15 protein-coding genes are annotated in these 18,246 nt (G+C 57.6%); 7 read left to right on the top strand and 8 right to left on the bottom strand.

Features of this window, described 5'->3' with window-relative positions; translation table 11 throughout:
- Positions 1 to 299 precede the first annotated feature (299 nt).
- From treZ to DESLA_RS0105610, 5 genes are all read left to right on the top strand, one after another.
- The gene (treZ, locus tag DESLA_RS0105635; protein ID WP_245590008.1) at positions 300 to 2,192 is read left to right on the top strand and encodes a malto-oligosyltrehalose trehalohydrolase; all 1,893 of its coding nucleotides are present in this window, start codon (positions 300 to 302) and stop codon (positions 2,190 to 2,192) included.
- Positions 2,185 to 4,215, top strand: coding sequence for an amylo-alpha-1,6-glucosidase (locus tag DESLA_RS0105630; RefSeq protein WP_028571702.1), 2,031 nt, complete (start codon positions 2,185 to 2,187; stop codon positions 4,213 to 4,215). The genes treZ and DESLA_RS0105630 overlap by 8 nt, the downstream gene beginning before the upstream one ends.
- Before the next feature lie 720 nt (positions 4,216 to 4,935).
- Positions 4,936 to 6,843 (top strand): glycoside hydrolase family 15 protein, encoded by a 1,908-nt coding sequence (locus tag DESLA_RS0105620; RefSeq protein WP_051434423.1) that lies wholly within the window; start codon positions 4,936 to 4,938, stop codon positions 6,841 to 6,843.
- An 18-nt stretch (positions 6,844 to 6,861) separates the two neighbouring features.
- A complete protein-coding gene (locus tag DESLA_RS0105615; RefSeq protein WP_028571700.1) occupies positions 6,862 to 7,497 on the top strand; it encodes a cyclase family protein in 636 nt (211 codons plus the stop codon).
- 152 nt (positions 7,498 to 7,649) lie between these two features.
- The gene (locus tag DESLA_RS0105610; protein WP_028571699.1) at positions 7,650 to 7,967 is read left to right on the top strand and encodes a BON domain-containing protein; all 318 of its coding nucleotides are present in this window, start codon (positions 7,650 to 7,652) and stop codon (positions 7,965 to 7,967) included.
- A gap of 404 nt (positions 7,968 to 8,371) precedes the next feature.
- On the opposite strand, the gene cimA is transcribed toward DESLA_RS0105610, so the two are convergent.
- Genes cimA through DESLA_RS0105585 form a run of 5 tightly spaced genes read right to left on the bottom strand, consistent with a single transcriptional unit; the run spans position 8,372 to position 13,822 of the window.
- Positions 8,372 to 9,973, bottom strand: coding sequence for a citramalate synthase (gene cimA / locus DESLA_RS0105605; RefSeq protein WP_028571698.1), 1,602 nt, complete (start codon positions 9,971 to 9,973; stop codon positions 8,372 to 8,374).
- Complete coding sequence (locus DESLA_RS0105600; protein ID WP_028571697.1) at positions 9,970 to 11,214, bottom strand: aspartate kinase; 1,245 nt, start codon at positions 11,212 to 11,214, stop codon at positions 9,970 to 9,972. The genes cimA and DESLA_RS0105600 overlap by 4 nt, the downstream gene beginning before the upstream one ends.
- The gene (gene tsaE, locus DESLA_RS18950; protein WP_084031911.1) at positions 11,202 to 11,750 is read right to left on the bottom strand and encodes a tRNA (adenosine(37)-N6)-threonylcarbamoyltransferase complex ATPase subunit type 1 TsaE; all 549 of its coding nucleotides are present in this window, start codon (positions 11,748 to 11,750) and stop codon (positions 11,202 to 11,204) included. Before tsaE ends, DESLA_RS0105600 begins: the two co-directional genes overlap by 13 nt.
- A gap of 56 nt (positions 11,751 to 11,806) precedes the next feature.
- Positions 11,807 to 12,265: a CBS domain-containing protein gene (locus DESLA_RS0105590; RefSeq protein WP_028571696.1), complete on the bottom strand. Its 459-nt coding sequence runs from the start codon at positions 12,263 to 12,265 to the stop codon at positions 11,807 to 11,809.
- Positions 12,266 to 12,295: 30 nt separating this feature from the next.
- Positions 12,296 to 13,822, bottom strand: a complete 1,527-nt coding sequence (locus tag DESLA_RS0105585) for a bifunctional ADP-dependent NAD(P)H-hydrate dehydratase/NAD(P)H-hydrate epimerase (protein WP_028571695.1) — start codon at positions 13,820 to 13,822, stop codon at positions 12,296 to 12,298.
- A 364-nt stretch (positions 13,823 to 14,186) separates the two neighbouring features.
- Here DESLA_RS0105585 and DESLA_RS0105580 point away from each other — a divergent pair, with 364 nt between their 5' ends.
- A complete protein-coding gene (locus DESLA_RS0105580; protein ID WP_051434421.1) occupies positions 14,187 to 14,660 on the top strand; it encodes a cytochrome c3 family protein in 474 nt (157 codons plus the stop codon).
- Positions 14,653 to 16,203 (top strand): ammonia-forming cytochrome c nitrite reductase subunit c552, encoded by a 1,551-nt coding sequence (locus tag DESLA_RS0105575; protein WP_051434420.1) that lies wholly within the window; start codon positions 14,653 to 14,655, stop codon positions 16,201 to 16,203. The genes DESLA_RS0105580 and DESLA_RS0105575 overlap by 8 nt, the downstream gene beginning before the upstream one ends.
- 182 nt (positions 16,204 to 16,385) lie before the next feature.
- Here the strand turns inward: DESLA_RS0105575 and DESLA_RS22290 are convergent, their stop codons facing one another.
- The 3 genes from DESLA_RS22290 to DESLA_RS22285 form a co-directional block, all read right to left on the bottom strand.
- The gene (locus tag DESLA_RS22290) at positions 16,386 to 17,489 is read right to left on the bottom strand and encodes a hypothetical protein (RefSeq protein ID WP_084031910.1); all 1,104 of its coding nucleotides are present in this window, start codon (positions 17,487 to 17,489) and stop codon (positions 16,386 to 16,388) included.
- A 62-nt stretch (positions 17,490 to 17,551) separates the two neighbouring features.
- A complete protein-coding gene (locus DESLA_RS0105560) occupies positions 17,552 to 17,866 on the bottom strand; it encodes a CopG family antitoxin (protein WP_028571692.1) in 315 nt (104 codons plus the stop codon).
- Positions 17,863 to 18,141, bottom strand: a complete 279-nt coding sequence (locus DESLA_RS22285; RefSeq protein WP_084031909.1) for a BrnT family toxin — start codon at positions 18,139 to 18,141, stop codon at positions 17,863 to 17,865. Before DESLA_RS22285 ends, DESLA_RS0105560 begins: the two co-directional genes overlap by 4 nt.
- Positions 18,142 to 18,246 lie beyond the last annotated feature (105 nt).

Raw genomic sequence — 18,246 nt, 5'->3', positions numbered from 1 at the left:
CGACCAACGGTCACAGATCGCCAGATCCGTCTTGTGTCGGCTTCAGAAAACAGGAAAGGGGGGCTGGGGTTTAAGATAATTGGGATGGTTCAGAACAGGTTGGCAGTTGACGGTCGACAGGTGCGTTGAGCAACTCCATGCGGATGCACGGCCTGCCGTAGGGGCGGTTCGCGAACCGTCCCTACACCTTGGCACCGGAATGAATGCCGGGTGCCGGAAAGTGTCAACCTGTAATTTCCGTCAGGGTGAACCATCCCAGATAATTTCGGTGTCATCGAGCGCAACGCAAGGAAATAGTCATGAACCTTCAACGACGATTCGCGATCGGCGCCGAATTGCAGACGGCCGGGGGCACGCATTTTTGCGTCTGGGCGCCTCGCTCGAAGAAAGTGGAAGTGGTGCTGGAGGCGGGTCCCGGTGCCCCGGCGGCCTTTCAACTTCAGCCGCGAGCGGATGGTTACTTTGCGGGCCTTGTGAGGGAGGCCGCCGAGGGCACTTGCTATCGCTTCCGGCTCGATGACGCCGGCTCTTTTCCCGACCCGGCGTCGCGGTTTCAGCCGGACGGACCCCATGGAGCTTCCCAGGTTGTGGATCCTTCACGATTCAGGTGGAACGACAACGGCTGGCAGGGCGTCGGCATCGAAGGCCAGGTCATTTACGAGATGCACATCGGGACCTTCACGCAGGAAGGGACATGGCAGGCCGCCCGGCAAGAACTTGCGGAACTGGCCGACTGTGGAATCACCATCCTGGAAGTGATGCCCGTGGCTGATTTTCCGGGCCGCTTCGGATGGGGTTACGACGGAGTTGGGCAGTTTGCTCCGGTTCGGCTGTACGGCGAGCCGGACGATTTCCGCAGTTTCGTGGACGCGGCGCATCGCGTCGGCCTGGGGGTGATTCTGGATGTGGTTTATAACCATGTCGGACCGGACGGAAATTATCTGAAGGAATTTTCCACCGACTATTTCACCGACAGGTACGAGAACAATTGGGGGGAGGCCATCAATTTCGATGGCGAAAAGGCAAATCCGGTCCGCGAATTTTTTCTCACCAACGCCGCGTACTGGATTGAGGAGTACCATGTCGACGGGCTTCGGCTGGACGCCACTCAGGATATGTTTGACGCCTCTGCTGAACACATCCTGACAGCCATCGGCAAACGCGTGCGGGAAGCCGCGCGCGGGCGAAAGACCATCATCCTGGCGGAGAACGAGCCGCAAGTCGCGAAGCTGGTGCGTCCGGTCGAGAGCGGCGGCTACGGCTTGGACGCTCTGTGGAATGATGATTTCCACCACAGCGCCATGGTTGCGATGACCGGACGAAACGAAGCCTACTTCACCGACTACCTGGGCAAGCCCCAGGAGTTCATCTCAATGGTGAAGTACGGCTATCTCTACCAGGGGCAGCGGTACAAGTGGCAGAAGCAGCGCCGGGGCACGCCCGGCCTCGGGCTGCCGCCGATCAAATTCGTAAATTATATTCAGAATCACGACCAGATCGCCAATGCCGGTCGCGGTGAGCGGGTGCAGTTCCTGACCAGCCCCGGCCGGCTCAGGGCGATGACCGCGCTTATGCTGCTTGCGCCGGGGACTCCCATGCTCTTTCAGGGGCAGGAGTTCGCGGCATCCAGCCCGTTCTTCTATTTTGCGGACCACCACCAGCCGGAGCTGGCCAGACTGGTGCGGGATGGGCGGGCCAAGTCCCTGGCGGAATTCCGCAGCCTGGCCACGAGTGAGATGGCGCCGTATCTGGCCGACCCGGCAAATCCCGCTACCTTCGAGCGGTGCAAGCTGGATTTTAGCGAGCGCGATCGCAACCGCGGCGTATATGATATGCATCGGGACCTGCTGCGGCTGCGCCGCGAAGATCCCGTTTTCAGCGCCCAAACTTCGGGCGGTGTGGATGGGGCCGTGCTTGCCGATGCGTGCCTGTTGCTGCGTTTTTTCGGCCAAGGGGGTAGTGATCGCCTGCTCCTGGTCAATTTCGGAACGGATCTGCATCTGGATCCGGCGCCGGAGCCGCTGCTTGCACCGCCGGAGGGGATGAGATGGCAGATATTGTGGTCGAGCGAGGATCCCCGGTACGGTGGTACCGGTACGCCCGGTTTCGATTCCGAAGACAACTGGCGCATCCCGGGGCATGCCGCGGCTGCATTGCGCCCAACCCCTACGGAGCAAGAACGTCATGGATGATCTGATTCGGGTTCTGGACAACTGCGCATTCTGCGATCCGGAATCGGATCCCCACTTGCGGAAAGAATGGCTGGTTACCAACGGCCTTGGCGGATATGCGTCGGGAACCGTGACGGGCGCCATCACACGTCGGTATCACGGACTGTTGATTGCCGCTTTGCCCAATCCGCTGGGCCGCACGATGATGCTGAACGGACTTTCCGAACGCCTGCGTCTGCCGGACCGCCGCGTGGTGTATACGGGGGCGAAGGAGCTTGCGGACATCTCCCCGGAGGCAACCCTTGACCTGACGGAGTTCCGGCTGGAAGCCGGACTGCCGGTGTGGCGCTATGAAGTGGATGGGTTCGTTCTCGAAAAACGCCTGATTCTTCCGTACCGGCAGAACACCGTGCACGTGACGTATCTGCTGCTCTCGGGGAAAGGCAAGCTGCGCTTGGGGCTGCGGCCGGCGATGCATTTCCGTTCGCACGATGCCCCGGTCAGTGAACCGCCTGCGCCGTACTACAAATTATCCGTCTCTGAAGACCAGTTTGAAATCAGCGGCGCCGCGGATTTGCCCGTGCTGCGGCTCATTGTCCACGGCCCCTCGACGGCATTTACGTTCGACCACAAGGAAACCTCCCTGATTCCCTATCGCACCGAGCGCGATCGCGGATATGAATGGCAGGGGTCTCTTTGGAGTCCCGGGTACTTTCGCGCCGACCTGGGCGAAGGCGACCGGACGACGCTCGTGGCATCCACCGAGGAGTGGGACACGATCCGGGGGCTGTCACCGGAAGGCGCGTTCCGTGCGGAGCTGGATCGTCGCAAAATGCTGCTGGATGCCGCTCCGCCCCAGGCACGGACTGGACCTGCCGCTGAACTGGTGCTTGCCGCCGATCAGTTCCTCGTCACCCCCGTTGCCAGACTGGAAGACGCACGCGTCGAGGGTTCCGGAGATGAAATGTGCACCGTTATCGCCGGATATCACTGGTTCACGGACTGGGGTCGCGATACCATGATCAGTCTGGAAGGACTCACGCTGATGACAGGGCGACTGAACGAGGCGGGCCGGATATTGCGAATGTTCGCCCAATACGTTCGCGATGGACTGATTCCCAATATGTTTCCCGAAGGCGAGCGGGACGGACTCTATCATACCGCGGATGCGACACTGTGGTTTTTTCACGCAATCCACCGGTACGTGCGGATTACCAACGATCTCGCGACGCTGAAGCAGGTGTTGCCCATGCTGATGGAAATCATCGCGCAGCACCGGAACGGAACGCGGTTCGGCATCGGCATGGACCCGAAAGACGCGTTGCTGCGCCAGGGGCAGCAGGGATATCAGCTTACCTGGATGGACGCCAAGGTGGGGGACTGGGTGGTGACGCCGCGTCGGGGCAAGGCGGTGGAAATAAATGCGCTCTGGTACAACGCGCTGCGCCTGATGGCCGAGTGGCTGCGGGAAGAAGGCCAGGAGGCGGACATGCGCCGCATGAACGAGACGGCGGATCGCGTGCAGGCATCTTTCAATCAGCGGTTCTGGCATGAAAAGGGGGGATATCTCTTTGATGTGGTGGATGTGGAAAACGGCGGCAATGACGACGCATGTCGGCCGAACCAGATATTCGCGATTTCCCTCGATCACCCGGTGCTTGATGTCGCGCGATGGAAACCCGTAATGGATGTAGTGACGGATCAGCTGCTTACGCCCGTTGGATTGCGGTCTCTGGCGCCCGGACATCCGGATTATAAGGCAAAATACTACGGCGACCTGCGCTCCCGCGACGCCGCATATCATCAGGGGACCGTGTGGGCATGGCTCATCGGGCCGTATGTGGATGCGTGGCTCAAACTGAATCCGGGCAAGGGGATGGACGCCCGGAGGTTTCTGACGGGCTTTGTGGCGCACCTGGACGAAGCCTGCATCGGTTCGATCAGCGAGGTATTTGACGCGGAAGCGCCATACACTCCGCGTGGTTGCGTGGCGCAGGCGTGGAGCGTGGCGGAAGTTCTGCGCAGCTGGGTGAATACGGACTGATACTTCCGCGACGCCTCAATCCAGTACCGCCCGCAAATCAGGGCAAATCTATTCTCATCGAAATCGCGATCGAAATCGAAATCTGGATTGTAACTATTCAGCACAGCCTGAGTAGAGCCTCATACCGGGGCTGGATTCCCGCCTTCGCGGGAATGACGTATTTTCAATGCCGTCCCCCGAGTCTGTTATACCCGCGAAGGCGGGAGCGTTGCCGCTATCCAGGACGCTTTTACTCGGATGAGCTGAGTAGTTACTCGTAATTTTTTGTGCATCATCCTGTGATCCCGTTATCTTCTTGGACATGAGGTTCGATTTCGATCACGATTTCGATTTCGATTCTCCGCTCGTCCATCTCGGGAATTATTCCCGCCGCCTGTGATTTCTCCCCACGATAAACATGCGATTCCCCTACAGACAGGGATGCTTAAAAGGGTATCCTCCAGGTGTAACTACTCAGCAAAGCCAGAGAAAAGAACCTGGATAGCGGTCGCCGAACTTCGCCGGTATGACGTCAACACGAAAAACGGCCTCCTTCGTCAGTCATCCGGCGAAGGCCGGAATCCAGTTGTTTTCCGTGGTCTCACGAGCCCTATCTTTATGAGTAGTTTGTTTGCTGAGTAGTTACTTCCTCCAACAGCCAGCGGTGTTCAGGAAGATAAGCTGGCAATCATGGAAGAATACGGAATACCCGGTCGCAAGCACTGAAAGGAGTCTTCAAGGATGAACATCCAGGATTACAAGCCCATTTCCGATTACGGCATCATCGGTAATCTGAAAAGCGTCGCCCTGATCGCCAGGGACGGGGCCATCGACTGGTGTTGCCTGCCCAGGATGGACAGTCCCAGCGTTTTCGGAGCTCTCCTGGATGCCCGGCGCGGTGGTTTTTTTCGGATCGGTCCCGCGGGCGGAGGCCGCGGCAATCAGGAGTATGTCCAGGAAAGCAATGTCCTGAAGACCAGCTTTGAATTGGAGGGCGCCGTCCTGACGGTGACCGACTTCATGCCCCTGGACGGAGACATCAACGGGCGCAACGACGCCTACGCCCCTCCGGAGATTCACCGGCTGATCGAGTGCCGCGGCGGTTCCGTGGATGTTGAACTCCTGTGGTGTCCCCGATTCGATTACGCCGGAAAGTCCGTTGCCCTGGAACGCATTTCCGGCGGATGGATCGCCCGATCCGAAGAGGATGCCATGCGCCTGGAAGGCTTGGAAAGCGCGGAACCGGGCGAGGACGATCACGGCCCGCTGATCCGGGCCAGGTTCCGGATCAATCCCGGAGAGAGCAAGGCCATTGTCGTGCGCTGGGGCGCGGAGGACGGAAAGAACGGCTATGAAACAGCACTCGCGCTCAAATCCACCCTGGAGTGCTGGAACGGCTGGCTGCATCAGGAAGGCAGCGTCATGAAGCAGGTCTGGGCCGGGGATCAGATCAACATGGTCATCCGCTCGGCGCTGGTCATCAAGCTGATGTGCATCGGCGATCAAGGCTCCATTGCCGCGGCGCCCACCACCTCCCTGCCGGAAGTGCTCGGCGGGGTGCGCAACTGGGACTATCGCTATGCCTGGATCCGGGATGCGGCCATGACCGGTCAGGCCCTGATTTCCATCGGCCATGAAGCGGAATCCGTGGACCTGATGCGCTGGTTCGAGGAAGTTTCCAAAACCTGCAAGTCCTGCAAGCGGGACCTGCAGATCATGTACGGCCTGCAGGGGGAATTGGAACTGACCGAGCAGCAGCTTGAACATCTGGAAGGCTACAAGGGGTCAAGGCCGGTGAACATCGGCAACGAGGCATACGGTCAGTTCCAGCTCGAGGTCTACGGCGAGCTGGTCAGTACGGCGTACGAACTGGCCCGCAGAGGACATCCGCTCACCGACGACATATCCGAATTCATTACCTGGATCGCCGACCACGTGGTGGAAGTGTGGGAGCGTCCCGATTTTGGAATCTGGGAGTTCCGGGGAGAGGCGCGCCATTTCGTCTACTCCAAGGCCATGGCCTGGGTCGCCCTGGACAAGGCCCTGCTGCTGGCCAAGCATTACAAACTCAAGGGCAATGTGGAACTCTGGGACGAAACCCGGACCAGGATCCAGGAACAGGTCATGGAGAAGGGTTTTGATTCGGAACTGAATGCATTTGTCCAGTCCTACGGCTCCAAGGACATGGATGCCGCCAATCTTCGCCTGGCGTTGGTGGAATTTCTGCCTGCGGACGACTCCAAGATCCAGGGCACCGTGAACCGGATCATGAAGGAGTTGATGAGCGACTGCCTGATCCGACGCTACATCGCCGACGACGGCCTCCCCGGAGAAGAGGGGGCGTTCGGGTTGTGCACCTTCTGGTTGGTGGACGTACTGGCCCTTTCCGGGCGGATCGAGGAAGCCGAGAAGATCTTCAGGAACATTGTCCAATACGCCAATCATCTCGGCCTTTTTTCTGAACAGGTGGATCCGAAGACAGGCGGGTTTCTCGGGAATTTCCCCCAGGCCTTCACGCACATCGGCCTGATCAACAGCATTTTGTATCTGGCCTACGCCAAGGGGTTGGATGTGCCGGTGCATGATCCAATCGGCACTCCCGGACACAGGGAATTCCGGAACAACGGGGATACTGCCGGGAATCAATGAACGCCGAAGGAGCAACCAATGAAAATTCACGACATCTCCATGGAGATTCACCCGGACTTGCTCGTCTATCCGGGCAATCCGGCGCCGCGCATTGATCGATACAAGAGTATTCAGGATGAGGGCATAAACGAGTCGTCCTTGTTTCTCGGCATGCATACCGGAACCCATGTGGATGCGTTACTGCACATCAAAGAGGACGGCGGCAGCGTAGCCGACCTGCCCCTGGAAAGTTTCTACGGCCCCTGCGTGGTGTTGGACATGACGCGGCATGGGCGGGAAATCACCGCGGAGCATCTGAAAAATGAAGACATCCACAAAGACCTCATCGTGCTGCTCAAAACGGAAAATTCCCTGAAGGGCTACGTCCGGTTCCGTAAGGATTACGCCCATCTGACCGCGGACGGAGCCGCCTACCTGGCGGAGCAGCGGGTAAAGACCGTGGGCGTGGATTATCTGAGCGTGGAGCCCTTTGACAGCGGTATGAAGGTCCATCAGGCCCTGGTTCCGGCGATGACGGTTTTCGAGGGGCTCGATCTGCGGGAGGTGTCCGCGGGGAAATACATTTTCGTCGGTCTGCCGTTGCGGATCAAAGCGGACGGCGCACCGGCCAGAGCCATCCTGATTCAGCCGGACGGCGAACCATGCAATACGTAAATCAAGGGGGAACGGTTAATGGAAGAGGGGGGGCGAGAGAGTGAATTCCCGGGTATCAGAAAAGATGCCATGAAAAAATAATGCGTGCATCCAAAACGCATCATCCATAAACTGCCGTCCATCTTTATTCACATTATAAAAAGGAGATCGTCATGTTAAATTTCAAGAAAATTCTGGGATTCGGTTTCGTTCTGATCATGCTTGCATCCCTGCTTGGATGCCAAACCCCAGCGGGACGCACGCCAGGCGAATTTGTTGACGATTCAGCCATCACGACGCGAGTAAAGGCGGCACTGTTGGCTGATGACTCGGTGAAAGGCCTCGCAATAGGCGTCAAGACTTTTGAAGGTCAGGTCAATCTGACCGGCGCGGCGGATACGCGGCAGCAGAAACAGCGAGCAGAAGAACTGGCCGCCAATGTGGAAGGTGTTCATTCGGTCAACAACGAGATCGTTGTCCGGAACAAGTAGATTCCTGGCTTGTTGCATTAATTTTCGCTTCCGACAGCAAAATGATCAAGCATATCCGGAAGCATGGCTGTCGGAAGCGCATTCACCCTCAACAATAAAGGAGTAACGTTATGCCTATTCTCTTATGGCTTCTCGGAGTGCCGTTTACATTGCTTATTATACTGTGGCTGCTCGGCGTATTCTAGTCTGAGCACTGAAATGATGAATCGAACCTGGACCGGTTGCCGGTCAGTGGCAACCGGGACCAGAATTCCTCGCACGTCTGATTGAGCCCCATCATTTTCGCTTCGTCGAGAAAGACCTGAAAAAGCCTATGCTTGGGACAAGCTCCAATGCTCCCAAGGCGAGACGCCCTCGCTCCCAGGGGGTGTGCGCAAAACTGTCAACCAATTCTGAACCATCTCCTATTTTCCCGTGGTGATCTGCTCCAGTTTGCGCTGGTCGTCCTTGAACAGCTTGTAGTTCATGGAATCCTCCAGGGCCTGCCAACTGGCTTCAATGATATTGTGGGACACGCCCACGGTGATCCAGCTGGAATGGGCGTCCCCGGATTCGATGAGCACGCGGACATGGGACGCGGTGCCGGAGCGGCCGGAGAGAACCCGGACCTTGAAGTCCAGGAGGCGCATTTCCTTGAGATTGGGGTAGAAGCGTTCCAGGGCCTTGCGGAGAGCATGGTCCAGGGCGTTGACCGGGCCTTGTCCGGCCGCGGCGGTGTGTTCCACCACCCCGCCGACCTTGAGCATCACCGTGGCTTCGGCCCAGGGCTGGGCCTGGTCCTCGTGGCGGGCGTCGATGACCCGGAAGCTGAGCAGGGTGAAGTAGCGGCGCATCCGGCCCAGGGTCTGGTTCAGGAGCAGCTCAAAGGACGCCTCGGCCGCGGCGTATTCGTAGCCGGTGCTTTCCCGCTGCTTGATCTCGGCCAGCAGCTCGGAGACAAAGGGGTCGTCTTTTTCCAGGTGAAAGCCGAACTGTTTGGCCTTGAACAGGATGTTGCTGCGCCCGGCCAGGTCCGAGAGCAGAATGCGCTGCTTGTTGCCCACCAGTTCCGGCTGGATGTGCTCGTAGGTGATCGGGTTGCGGGTCACCGCGCTGACGTGGATGCCGCCCTTGTGGGCAAAGGCGGAATTGCCCACGAAGGGCTGACGCAGGAAAGGCTTCAGGTTGGCCACCTCGGAGACGAAATGGGCCGTGGCCGTCAGCCGGGAAAGGTGGCCTTCGGGCAGGCAGGCGCAGCCCATTTTCAGTTCCAGGCTGGGTATCACGGAGCAAAGGTTGGCGTTGCCGCAGCGCTCGCCGTAGCCGTTGATGGTCCCCTGGACCTGGACCGCGCCGTTGGCCACGGCGATCAGCGAGCTGGCCACCGCGGTTTCGGAGTCGTTGTGGGTGTGGATGCCCAGCTTGGCTCCGGGCAGGGCCTCCTGGACCCGGGTCACGATTTCTCCGATCTCCTGGGGCAGGCAACCGCCGTTGGTGTCGCAGAGCACCAGGACGTCCGCCCCGGCCTCCCAGGCCTTGCGCAGGCAGAGGAGGGCGTATTCGGGGTGGGCCTTGAAGCCGTCGAAAAAGTGTTCAGCGTCGAAGAACAGCTCCTTGACCTCCGGGCGGACATGGGCCAGGGAGCCGGCGATGATCTCCAGGTTGTGCTCCAGAGTGGTGCGCAGGGCCTCCTGGACGTGGATGTCCCAGGTCTTGCCGAACAGGGTGACCACCTCGGTCCGCGCCTGGAGCACGGCCTTCAGGTTCGGATCGTTGTCCGGCGAGCCCTTGGGGTTGTGGGTGCTGCCGAAACAGGCCACCTGGGCGGTTTTCAGGTCGTAGTTCTTGATGTCCTTGAAAAAATGCAGGTCCGTGGGGTTGGATACGGGCCAGCCGCCTTCGATGTAGGCAATGCCCAACTCGTCCAGTTTGCGGGCGATGCGGATCTTGTCCTCGGTGGAGAGATGCAGATCCTCGGACTGGGCCCCGTCCCGCAGGGTGGTGTCGTAGATGCTGATGAAGGTCATGTCTGCTCACAGTGCGTCGGAGTTGCCGCTTTGTCCAGACCAAAGGCCTCGTGCAGGGTGCGCACGGCCAGCTCGGTGTATTTTTCGTCCAGAAGAATGGAAATCTTGATCTCCGAGGTGCTGATCATCAGGATGTTGATGCTTTCGTTCTTCAGGGCCGTGAAGGCCATGGCCGCCACGCCGGAGTGGTTGCGCATGCCCACGCCGATGATGGAGACCTTGCTGACATGGGCGTCGGAGACCACGGCCGGGGCGCCGATCTCGGTCTTCATGCGCTCCAGGATGCGGATGGTCCCGTCCAGGTCGCCCCGGGGCACGGTGAAGGTCATGTCCGTGCGGCCCTCCCGGCTGGGGTTCTGGACGATCATGTCCACGACGATGTCCGCGTCGGAAATGGGCGCGAAGATCGTCGCCGCCACGCCCGGTTCGTCGTACACGTCCATCAGGGTGACCCTGGCCTGATCCTTGTCGTAGGCGATGCTGGATACCAGCGCTTCTTCCATGCCTTCCTCCTCCTTGGTGACGATGGTTCCCGGTTCGTCGGAAAACGTCGAGCGGACATGCACCGGGACCGAATATTTTTTGGCGAACTGAACGGATCGGATCTGGAGCACCTTGGCCCCCATGCTGGCCATCTCCAGCATCTCGTCGTAGGTAATCCGGTTGATCTTGCGGGCCTTGGGGCAGATGTTCGGATCCGTGGTGTACACGCCGTCCACGTCCGTGAAAATTTCGCACAGATCAGCGTGCAGCGCGGCGGCCATGGCCACGGCGGAGGTGTCCGAGCCTCCCCGGCCCAGGGTGGTGATCCGTTGCCGGATATCGCAGCCCTGAAATCCTGCGACCACCAGGACATCGTGCTTTTCCAGCAGTTCCATGAGTCGTTCGGTGTTGATCCCCAAAATTCTGGCCCGTCCGGCGGAGCAGTCGGTCAGGATTTCAGCCTGATGGCCGAGCACGGAACGGGCCCGGATGCCGTGGTCCTTGAGCAGCATGGCGAACAAGGCCACGGAAACCTGCTCCCCGGTGGCCACCAGGGCGTCCATCTCCCAGGGGTCGGGACGGGTGCTCCACTGTTTGGCCATGCCCAGGAGACGGTTGGTTTCCCCGGCCATGGCCGAGAGGACCACGACCAGCTTGGCTCCCTGGTCCAGGACTTTTTGGTTTTTGGCCATGACCTGGCGCATGCACTCCAGGTTGGCCACGGACGTGCCGCCGAATTTCTGAACTACGATCCGCATCTCGGATCTCCTCCTTGCAGGGCGTCGTGAAACGGAAAATGAGTGGAAAGGCTGTCGCGCAACCGCCGAAGCACCGCCTCGGCCATGGCTCCATGGGCCTGGACCGCGGCTTCGCGACCGCCGGGAACCACGCTGAACCGGACGGCCAGATGATCCCCGGGCAGGTCTCCGGATCGGCAATACGCGGCCCATTCCGCGATGATCAGCCGGGCCGGTTCGTGCAGGGCGCAGAATAATTCGTCGTCCAATCCCCGGCCTTGCAACCGGTAAAAGTCGAAATGATACGTTTCCGGCTCAGTGGGGTAGACGTTCAGGTAATTAAAGCTGGGACTGGCCACCTCGGCCTGGTCGCCGTCGGGCAGGGCCTGAACCGCGCCCCGGGTAAACGTGGTCTTCCCGGCCCCCAACTCGCCGTCCAGCAACAGCGCCGGATATGCGCCCAAGGCCCGCATGGCGTCGACGAAGCAGACACCAAGGGCCATGGTGGCGTCGTGATCCTTGAGGTGGAGATGAAGCGGTGCTGACGGTGAAGGCATGAGGAGGAGAGCCTCGACGTGAGGCGGGCGATTCGGTTGGTTTCGTGTTTGCTGATTTATTCCTCGGAACTGGCCAAAAGACGAAGGATGTCCTTCTTGCCCACCACGCCGACCAGTTTTCCATCTTCCAGCACCGGGATGGTGTGATATTTGTTTTCGGCCATCAGGTCGGCCAGTTTGTTCACCGGGGTGTCCGGGGAGACGCTGACCGGGTCCGGGGTCATGGCCTGGCTGACCTTGGTGGCGGCCATTTTGTCCACGGCGCGTTGAAGCTGACTCAGGGAGGTCAGGGCCACGAAGCCGCCCAGCAGGGTGAAAAAAGAGGGCAGGGGGAATTCGCGTTGCTGGACCACGAGGTCGCTCTGGCAGAGCACGCCCACCAGCTTGCCGTCTTCATCCAGCACGGGCAGCCCGTTGAAGTCCTTTTCCAGCAGAATTTTGGCCGCCGCGTTGACGTCCGTATCCGGGGTTACGGTGACCACGTCCCGGGTCATAATGTCCTTAGCTGTCCGCATCCTGTGCGCCTCCTCTCGGCTCCGTATTGTTCAGTCCGCCACATGTGGCAGCATGTCCGCGATTTCCCGGGCCAAATTGCCCCGCCGGGGAAAGCGCTTCCTCAACTCCGTTCCCGCCAAGCCATGCCAGTACACGGCCGCGTTGGCGGCCGCCAGCGGGGCGAGGCCCGCGGCCAGCAGGGCGCCCAGGACGCCGCAGAGCACGTCGCCGGAACCTCCCACCGCCAAGTTTGGGCAGGCAAACGGAGATACATACACGGCACCTTCGCGGGAAGCAATGACCGTCCCGGCCCCTTTGAGCACCAGGACGACGTTCCATTTCCGGGCGTACTCCCGGGCCGTTTCGATACGGCTTGCCTGGACCTGGTCGATGGTCAGTCCGGTCAGCATCGCCATTTCTCCCGGATGCGGGGTGAGGATGGTGTTCGGAGGGAGTTGGGTGAAAAGGTTCGAATCCTGGGCCAAAGCGTACAGGAAATCCGCGTCGCCGATCAAGGAGGGCAGGTCGTGGGCCAGCAGGGTTCGACAAAAGGCGCCCGTCTCTGGGGAGCGGCCAAGACCCGGCCCGAGTATCACCGCGTCGAAGCGCTCCAGAGCTCCGGAAAGGTCGTCGAGGCAGTCCCGGCTCCAGGAGGTTCCGTGGCCCAGGGGCAGGAGCATCACTTCGGGGCATCCGGCTTTGATCTCTCTCGCCAGCTTGGTCGGACAGGCCACGGAGGCCAGTCCGGCTCCGCAACGCAAGGCGGCCAGGGCCGAGAGCAGGGGCGCTCCGGTCAGCCCTGGTGAGCCGCCGACCACCAGCACGTGGCCGGCCGTGCCTTTATGCAGCAGGTCGTTCGATTGAGGAAGGAGATTCAAAACGCCGCTCTCCAGCAGAAATTGTCCCGGCGGCTGGGCCTGTTTGACCCGAAACGGAATCCCGATGGGGCGGGCGTGTTCTCGGCCCACGTACGAAGCGGCTTCCGGCAGGGCCGGGCCGAGCTTGGTCGCCTCGAAGCTGACCGTGGCCGAAGCCCGGACGGCAATGGGCGAAGGACGTCCGGTCAGTCCGTTCAAGCCCGTGGGGATGTCCAGGGACAGGATGAAGACCTCCCTGGGCAGACGGTTGATGTATTCGATCCATTGCCGATAATCCGGTCGCAAATCTCCCTGGAAGCCTGTGCCCAGCAGGCCGTCCACCAGAACGTCCGGCTGGCGCAGGTGGTCGATGTGGGCCTCGGACAGCGGGATCAGAGGCAGGCTCAGCTTGTTCAGTAAATTCAAATGATAGGCCGCCGCGCCGGTATAGGCTTCGAGCGGCTTGACGTGAAACGTGCTGACCCAGGCGCCGCGGTCGGCCAGGTGCCGGGCCAGGGCAAAGGCATCCCCGCCGTTGTTTCCCGGTCCGGCCAGCAGCACGACCTGCTTTCCCTCCACTGGCCCGTACTCCTGGAGCAGCACGGCCAATGCCTCCCGTGCGGCGTTTTCCATGAGCAGTTCCTGCAACAAGCCGTAGTCGCGCTGGGCCGCGGAGTCCCAATGGGCCATTTCATCCGGTGTGGGTAACGGGCGGTACATGGTGATTTCTCCTGGTTTTGAAAAAGTATTGGAAAGGCGGTACGCTGGGGAGCATGTGCCAGCATGTAAGCCAATACGTTTTCTCGCTACTTTGCCGAAGATCGGCGCGACGGACAAGCCTGACGGTCAATCCTGGATATTCAGGGTTTAGTGAAGCTTGTCCAGGCATCAAACGAGAAAGATGGCTAAGCAAAAAGAAGGGGCAAGGCGAGTTGTGCCAAATTTTCGATACTAAATTTTTCCTTGACCTTCATTTTTGTTTCATGCTTAAACTCGCAGCAGTTGAAATCGATGGAGTCTTTTCTTATCTGAGTTGTCGATCGGCATGTGAATCTTCTCTCGTCATCCTGCAAGGAGGTGGATCATGGTACAACCCCTCGGTAGAGGAAAGGTGGCCGTACTCGTGCTGCTGCTCATCGGCGCCGGACTGTATGCCGGAATAGCCTTTTCCATGAAGGTCACGGATCAGCCGGAGTTCTGCGGCAGTTGTCACGTGATGTACGAGGCCGTTCGGACGCATCAAGTGTCGCCCCACGCCAATCTGGCCTGCAACGAATGCCATGCCCCGGAGACGGGGGTGCCCAAGATTGTATTCAAGGCCAGGGCCGGTACCAAGGATATTTACCAAAATACCCTGGGTGACGTTTACGACGTCATCCATGCATCGGACAAGACCAAGGACGTGGTCAACGACAGCTGCATCCGTTGTCATTTCATGACGATTTTGAACGTTTCCGAGAAAATGGTCGAAGCCAAGCCGTACTGCACGGATTGTCATCGCTCCGTGCCACACATGTCCAAATTACCGATTTCCGAAAGGAGGGTGTCGGATGAATAGAATGCTTGTCACGGTCTGTTGTGCGGCCATAGCCCTTGGGGTCATGGCCCTGGTGAGCTGTACCGAGGTGCCTGAGCCGGTCACGCCGTCCTACACGACCACGCTGGCGGCCACGGAAATCAAGAACAGCGCGTTTGAAGAGTTTTTTCCCATTCACTACCAAACGTTCCTGGAAAACAACGACGACAGCCAGATGACCGAGTACTCCGGTTCGATCCCTCATGAAAAGCATCTTTGCGAAGATCCGCCCAAAGGCTGGAAATACTGTCAGCCATATCTGAAAAACCTCTGGATGGGCTACCCCTTCAGTTACGAATACAACCGAGCCCGCGGACATACCTACGCCCTGCACGACGTTTTGGAAATCGACCGGATCAACCGCTACAGCGAACAGGCCGGGTTGCCCTCCACCTGCTACAACTGCAAAACCCCCAAGATGGTGGAGTGGATTCCCAAATACGGCGACGATTTCTGGATCATGGAATTCAACCAGTTCCGGGAAGAATTGGACTTGGACGACCACACCATCGGCTGCGCCACCTGCCATGACCCGCAAACCATGGACCTGCGAATTACCAGCGTTCCTCTGGATGAGGCGCTGAAGCGTCAGGGCAAGGATTGGCGGGAAGCCTCGCGCAACGAGATGCGCTCCCTGGTCTGCGCCCAGTGTCACGTGGAGTACTATTTTCAGGACAAGAAATTCGGCGCTGCGGCCAAGCCGATCTTTCCTTGGGACCTGGGCAAGGATCCGGAAGATATGTATGAATACTACAAGGATCATGGATCGACCACACGAGAAGGCTTTGAGGGGCATTTCATCGACTGGACCCATGCGGTGTCCGACACGCCGATGATCAAAATCCAGCACCCCGAATACGAGATGTGGTATGATAGTCCGCATGGTGCGGCCGGCGTGGCCTGCGCGGATTGTCACATGAACTATCGTCGGCTGGATGGAAAAAAGAAGATTTCATCCCATCGCTGGACTTCACCGCTCAAGTCCGCGGAAATGATCAAGAGCGCCTGCGGGCAATGCCATGCGGACAAATCTCCGGAATATCTCAAGGAACGTGTTGTTTTCAGTCAACAAAAAGTTTGGGGTCAATTGCTTGCCGCCCAGGATATTTCGGTCAAGGCTCACGAAGCCGTTCGACTTGCCAGCGAGTATCAGGGGTACAAACGACCTGATTTTGATCAATTGATGATCAATGCTCGCGAACGGATTCGGAAGGGGCAAATGTTTTGGGATTGGGTCTCGGCGGAAAACAGCGCCGGATTCCATAACCCGGCTAAAGCCCTGGAAACGCTTTCCCGTTCCATCCAATACAGCCAACAGGCAGTGGACTATGCCATGCAGGCCACCAATTACGGCATCGCCCAAAACCTGGAAGGCGACATCAAGGACATCGTCCCGCCGATCACGGAGCACAGCCGCAAACTGCAACAAAGCCAGGAGCATCTGGATTCCCACGAGTGGCTGGGCTATCTCCCACTGCTTCCGGAAGCGGATCTGATCTGGGATCTGAATCGTCGCGTTCAGTAAACGCGCGGTTTCAGCTCATTGAATGCATAAGCAAAACGGCCTCGGCACGTTACGTGCCGAGGCCGTTTTGCTTTGGCGTGTCGGGGGTGTGCCTTGTGGCTTGGGGCTTGAGGTCGGACCGAGCTTGCAAGAACGCGCGATGTTCGGTACGTTAAAAGTCTAGTGATTGGTTGGGAAATGGATCACAATACATTTGCCTTGACCCTGTTGCGAAGTTGCGGCCCAGCAACTTCAAGTGCTAATTCGATTATGTCCTGTATATTTCGTCGGCTATAATTGGTTCCGAGCCACCATCCTGCCACAACTTCAACAGAATGTTGCTCTACCAAATCAGGACGACCAGGGTAGAGATCACTTTTTTCCCTTGCAATATACCGCCTCTTCTTGCCATGTTTGCGTGATGCAAATCTATCAAGAAAACCACTGTCCTCCTGAGACAATAACTGGAAAAGCTTTGTCATGACGTCTCGCGCCGAACGAGCCGGAAAATTTTTACCTTTAAATACGAAATTAAAATTATCAACAGTTCGAGCGCGAATGGTGCCGGTCTCTGGAGTGAATGGCTTCGTTTGTTTTATCGGATTATTTATTTCAGGTTCATATTTATCATGATGCTTGCTATTTTGAATTTGCATTTCCAGAAATTGACTGCATATATCCAAATCCGGTTTATAACCGCAAATATCTTCAACCTTTTCAGAAAGTAGATCCAACAACAATGAGTCTTGATCTTTAAGCAACGCTTCCCATGCTTTGGGAAGGTTGGTTTCGATAATTCGTACTCGTGCCACATTCTGATAATCTGACCGCGCAGCCTTTAATGCGGCGCCTGAACAGACATTTCTGTAGCTTAAGTATCTGTCAAGTCTACTTTCTGCTTCCGAAATCTCACGTTCCAGAAGATCGAGTTTATAAACTCTACGTTCATCGTAACGGCCTTGTTCACCAGGAAGGTAGAAACTCCACTCCTGACCATCCGTCAGAATCGCCATCGGTACGCCAAGATGGAAAGCATATTCGAACAGTTGTCGATCTGCTCCTTCGGATAACCCTACCTTCTTAACCTCGATAAACACCGATGGTCTGTTTTCAGGATGGCACAATGCATAATCAACACGTCGTCCTTCAACAGAAAATTCCGGAATTACGATTGCTGTATCGAAAACTGGCCATCCTAGTTCATGTAAAGCTGGTAAAAGTATCCCCTGTGATACAGCGGCTTCTGAAGTGAATCTGCCTTCACGGAGTCCATTCCGAACTTTTTCAATGTGATTAGAGATTAGCATTTAGTTTTTCCTTTTTAATGCCCAATCGCGGCGGACGAAGTCAGCGCCGGGGAACGCCCAAATCAGCCGCGCGTATTTTGCGTCGGCTGCATTTGCTTGTTCGCTGTGAGATCTTGCAGTGAGCCCGAAATGTACTTGTGAATGATACTCGACACAAAAATTTGGTACGGAATACCCTCTTCCGATGCTCTTGACTGGATAGCAGTTAAATCCCTGTTTGAGATTCGAATATTTATTCTTTTGTCTTTTTTAAACGTGTTGCTGGCAATTGCCTCCAATTCCTTTTTGCGGGCTTGAGTTAATACTGATTCAAACTCGCCAGCCTCCACGGCATCAAGCAGAGTTTTCTCTTCTTTCGATAACTTGCCTTTGCTCATGATCCGCCTCCAAGGTACAGCTTGGTAAATTTTCTGCTGGGAATGATTGTTTTCAGAAACACTTCATCTTCGCTTTCCACATACGGGACGAGGTGAACGTATTCTTTAATGCAAATGACGAAAATCCGTTGATTGGGATAATCGGAGGCGTTTGGATGAGCAATATCATCTAATAGGCCGCCATGTTCAATATGAAAGATCGCCTCTTCAAAGGAAACGCCCCGCCCGACTATAAGCTCCTGATTTTTACCAGGGTTCCAATTGTAGATTTTCATACAATAAAGCGTAGCATGAAAGTGTGCATTTTGTCATCAGGTGCCGAAAGCAGCCAACAAGTGATTCACCAGTTCCCGGATAATCTCAAGATTCAGGTGTTGGGG

The sequence above is a fragment of the Desulfonatronum lacustre DSM 10312 genome, assembly GCF_000519265.1.
GTDB classification, from domain to species: Bacteria; Desulfobacterota; Desulfovibrionia; order Desulfovibrionales; family Desulfonatronaceae; genus Desulfonatronum; species Desulfonatronum lacustre.
This window is presented reverse-complemented; position numbering and strand designations above follow the sequence as displayed.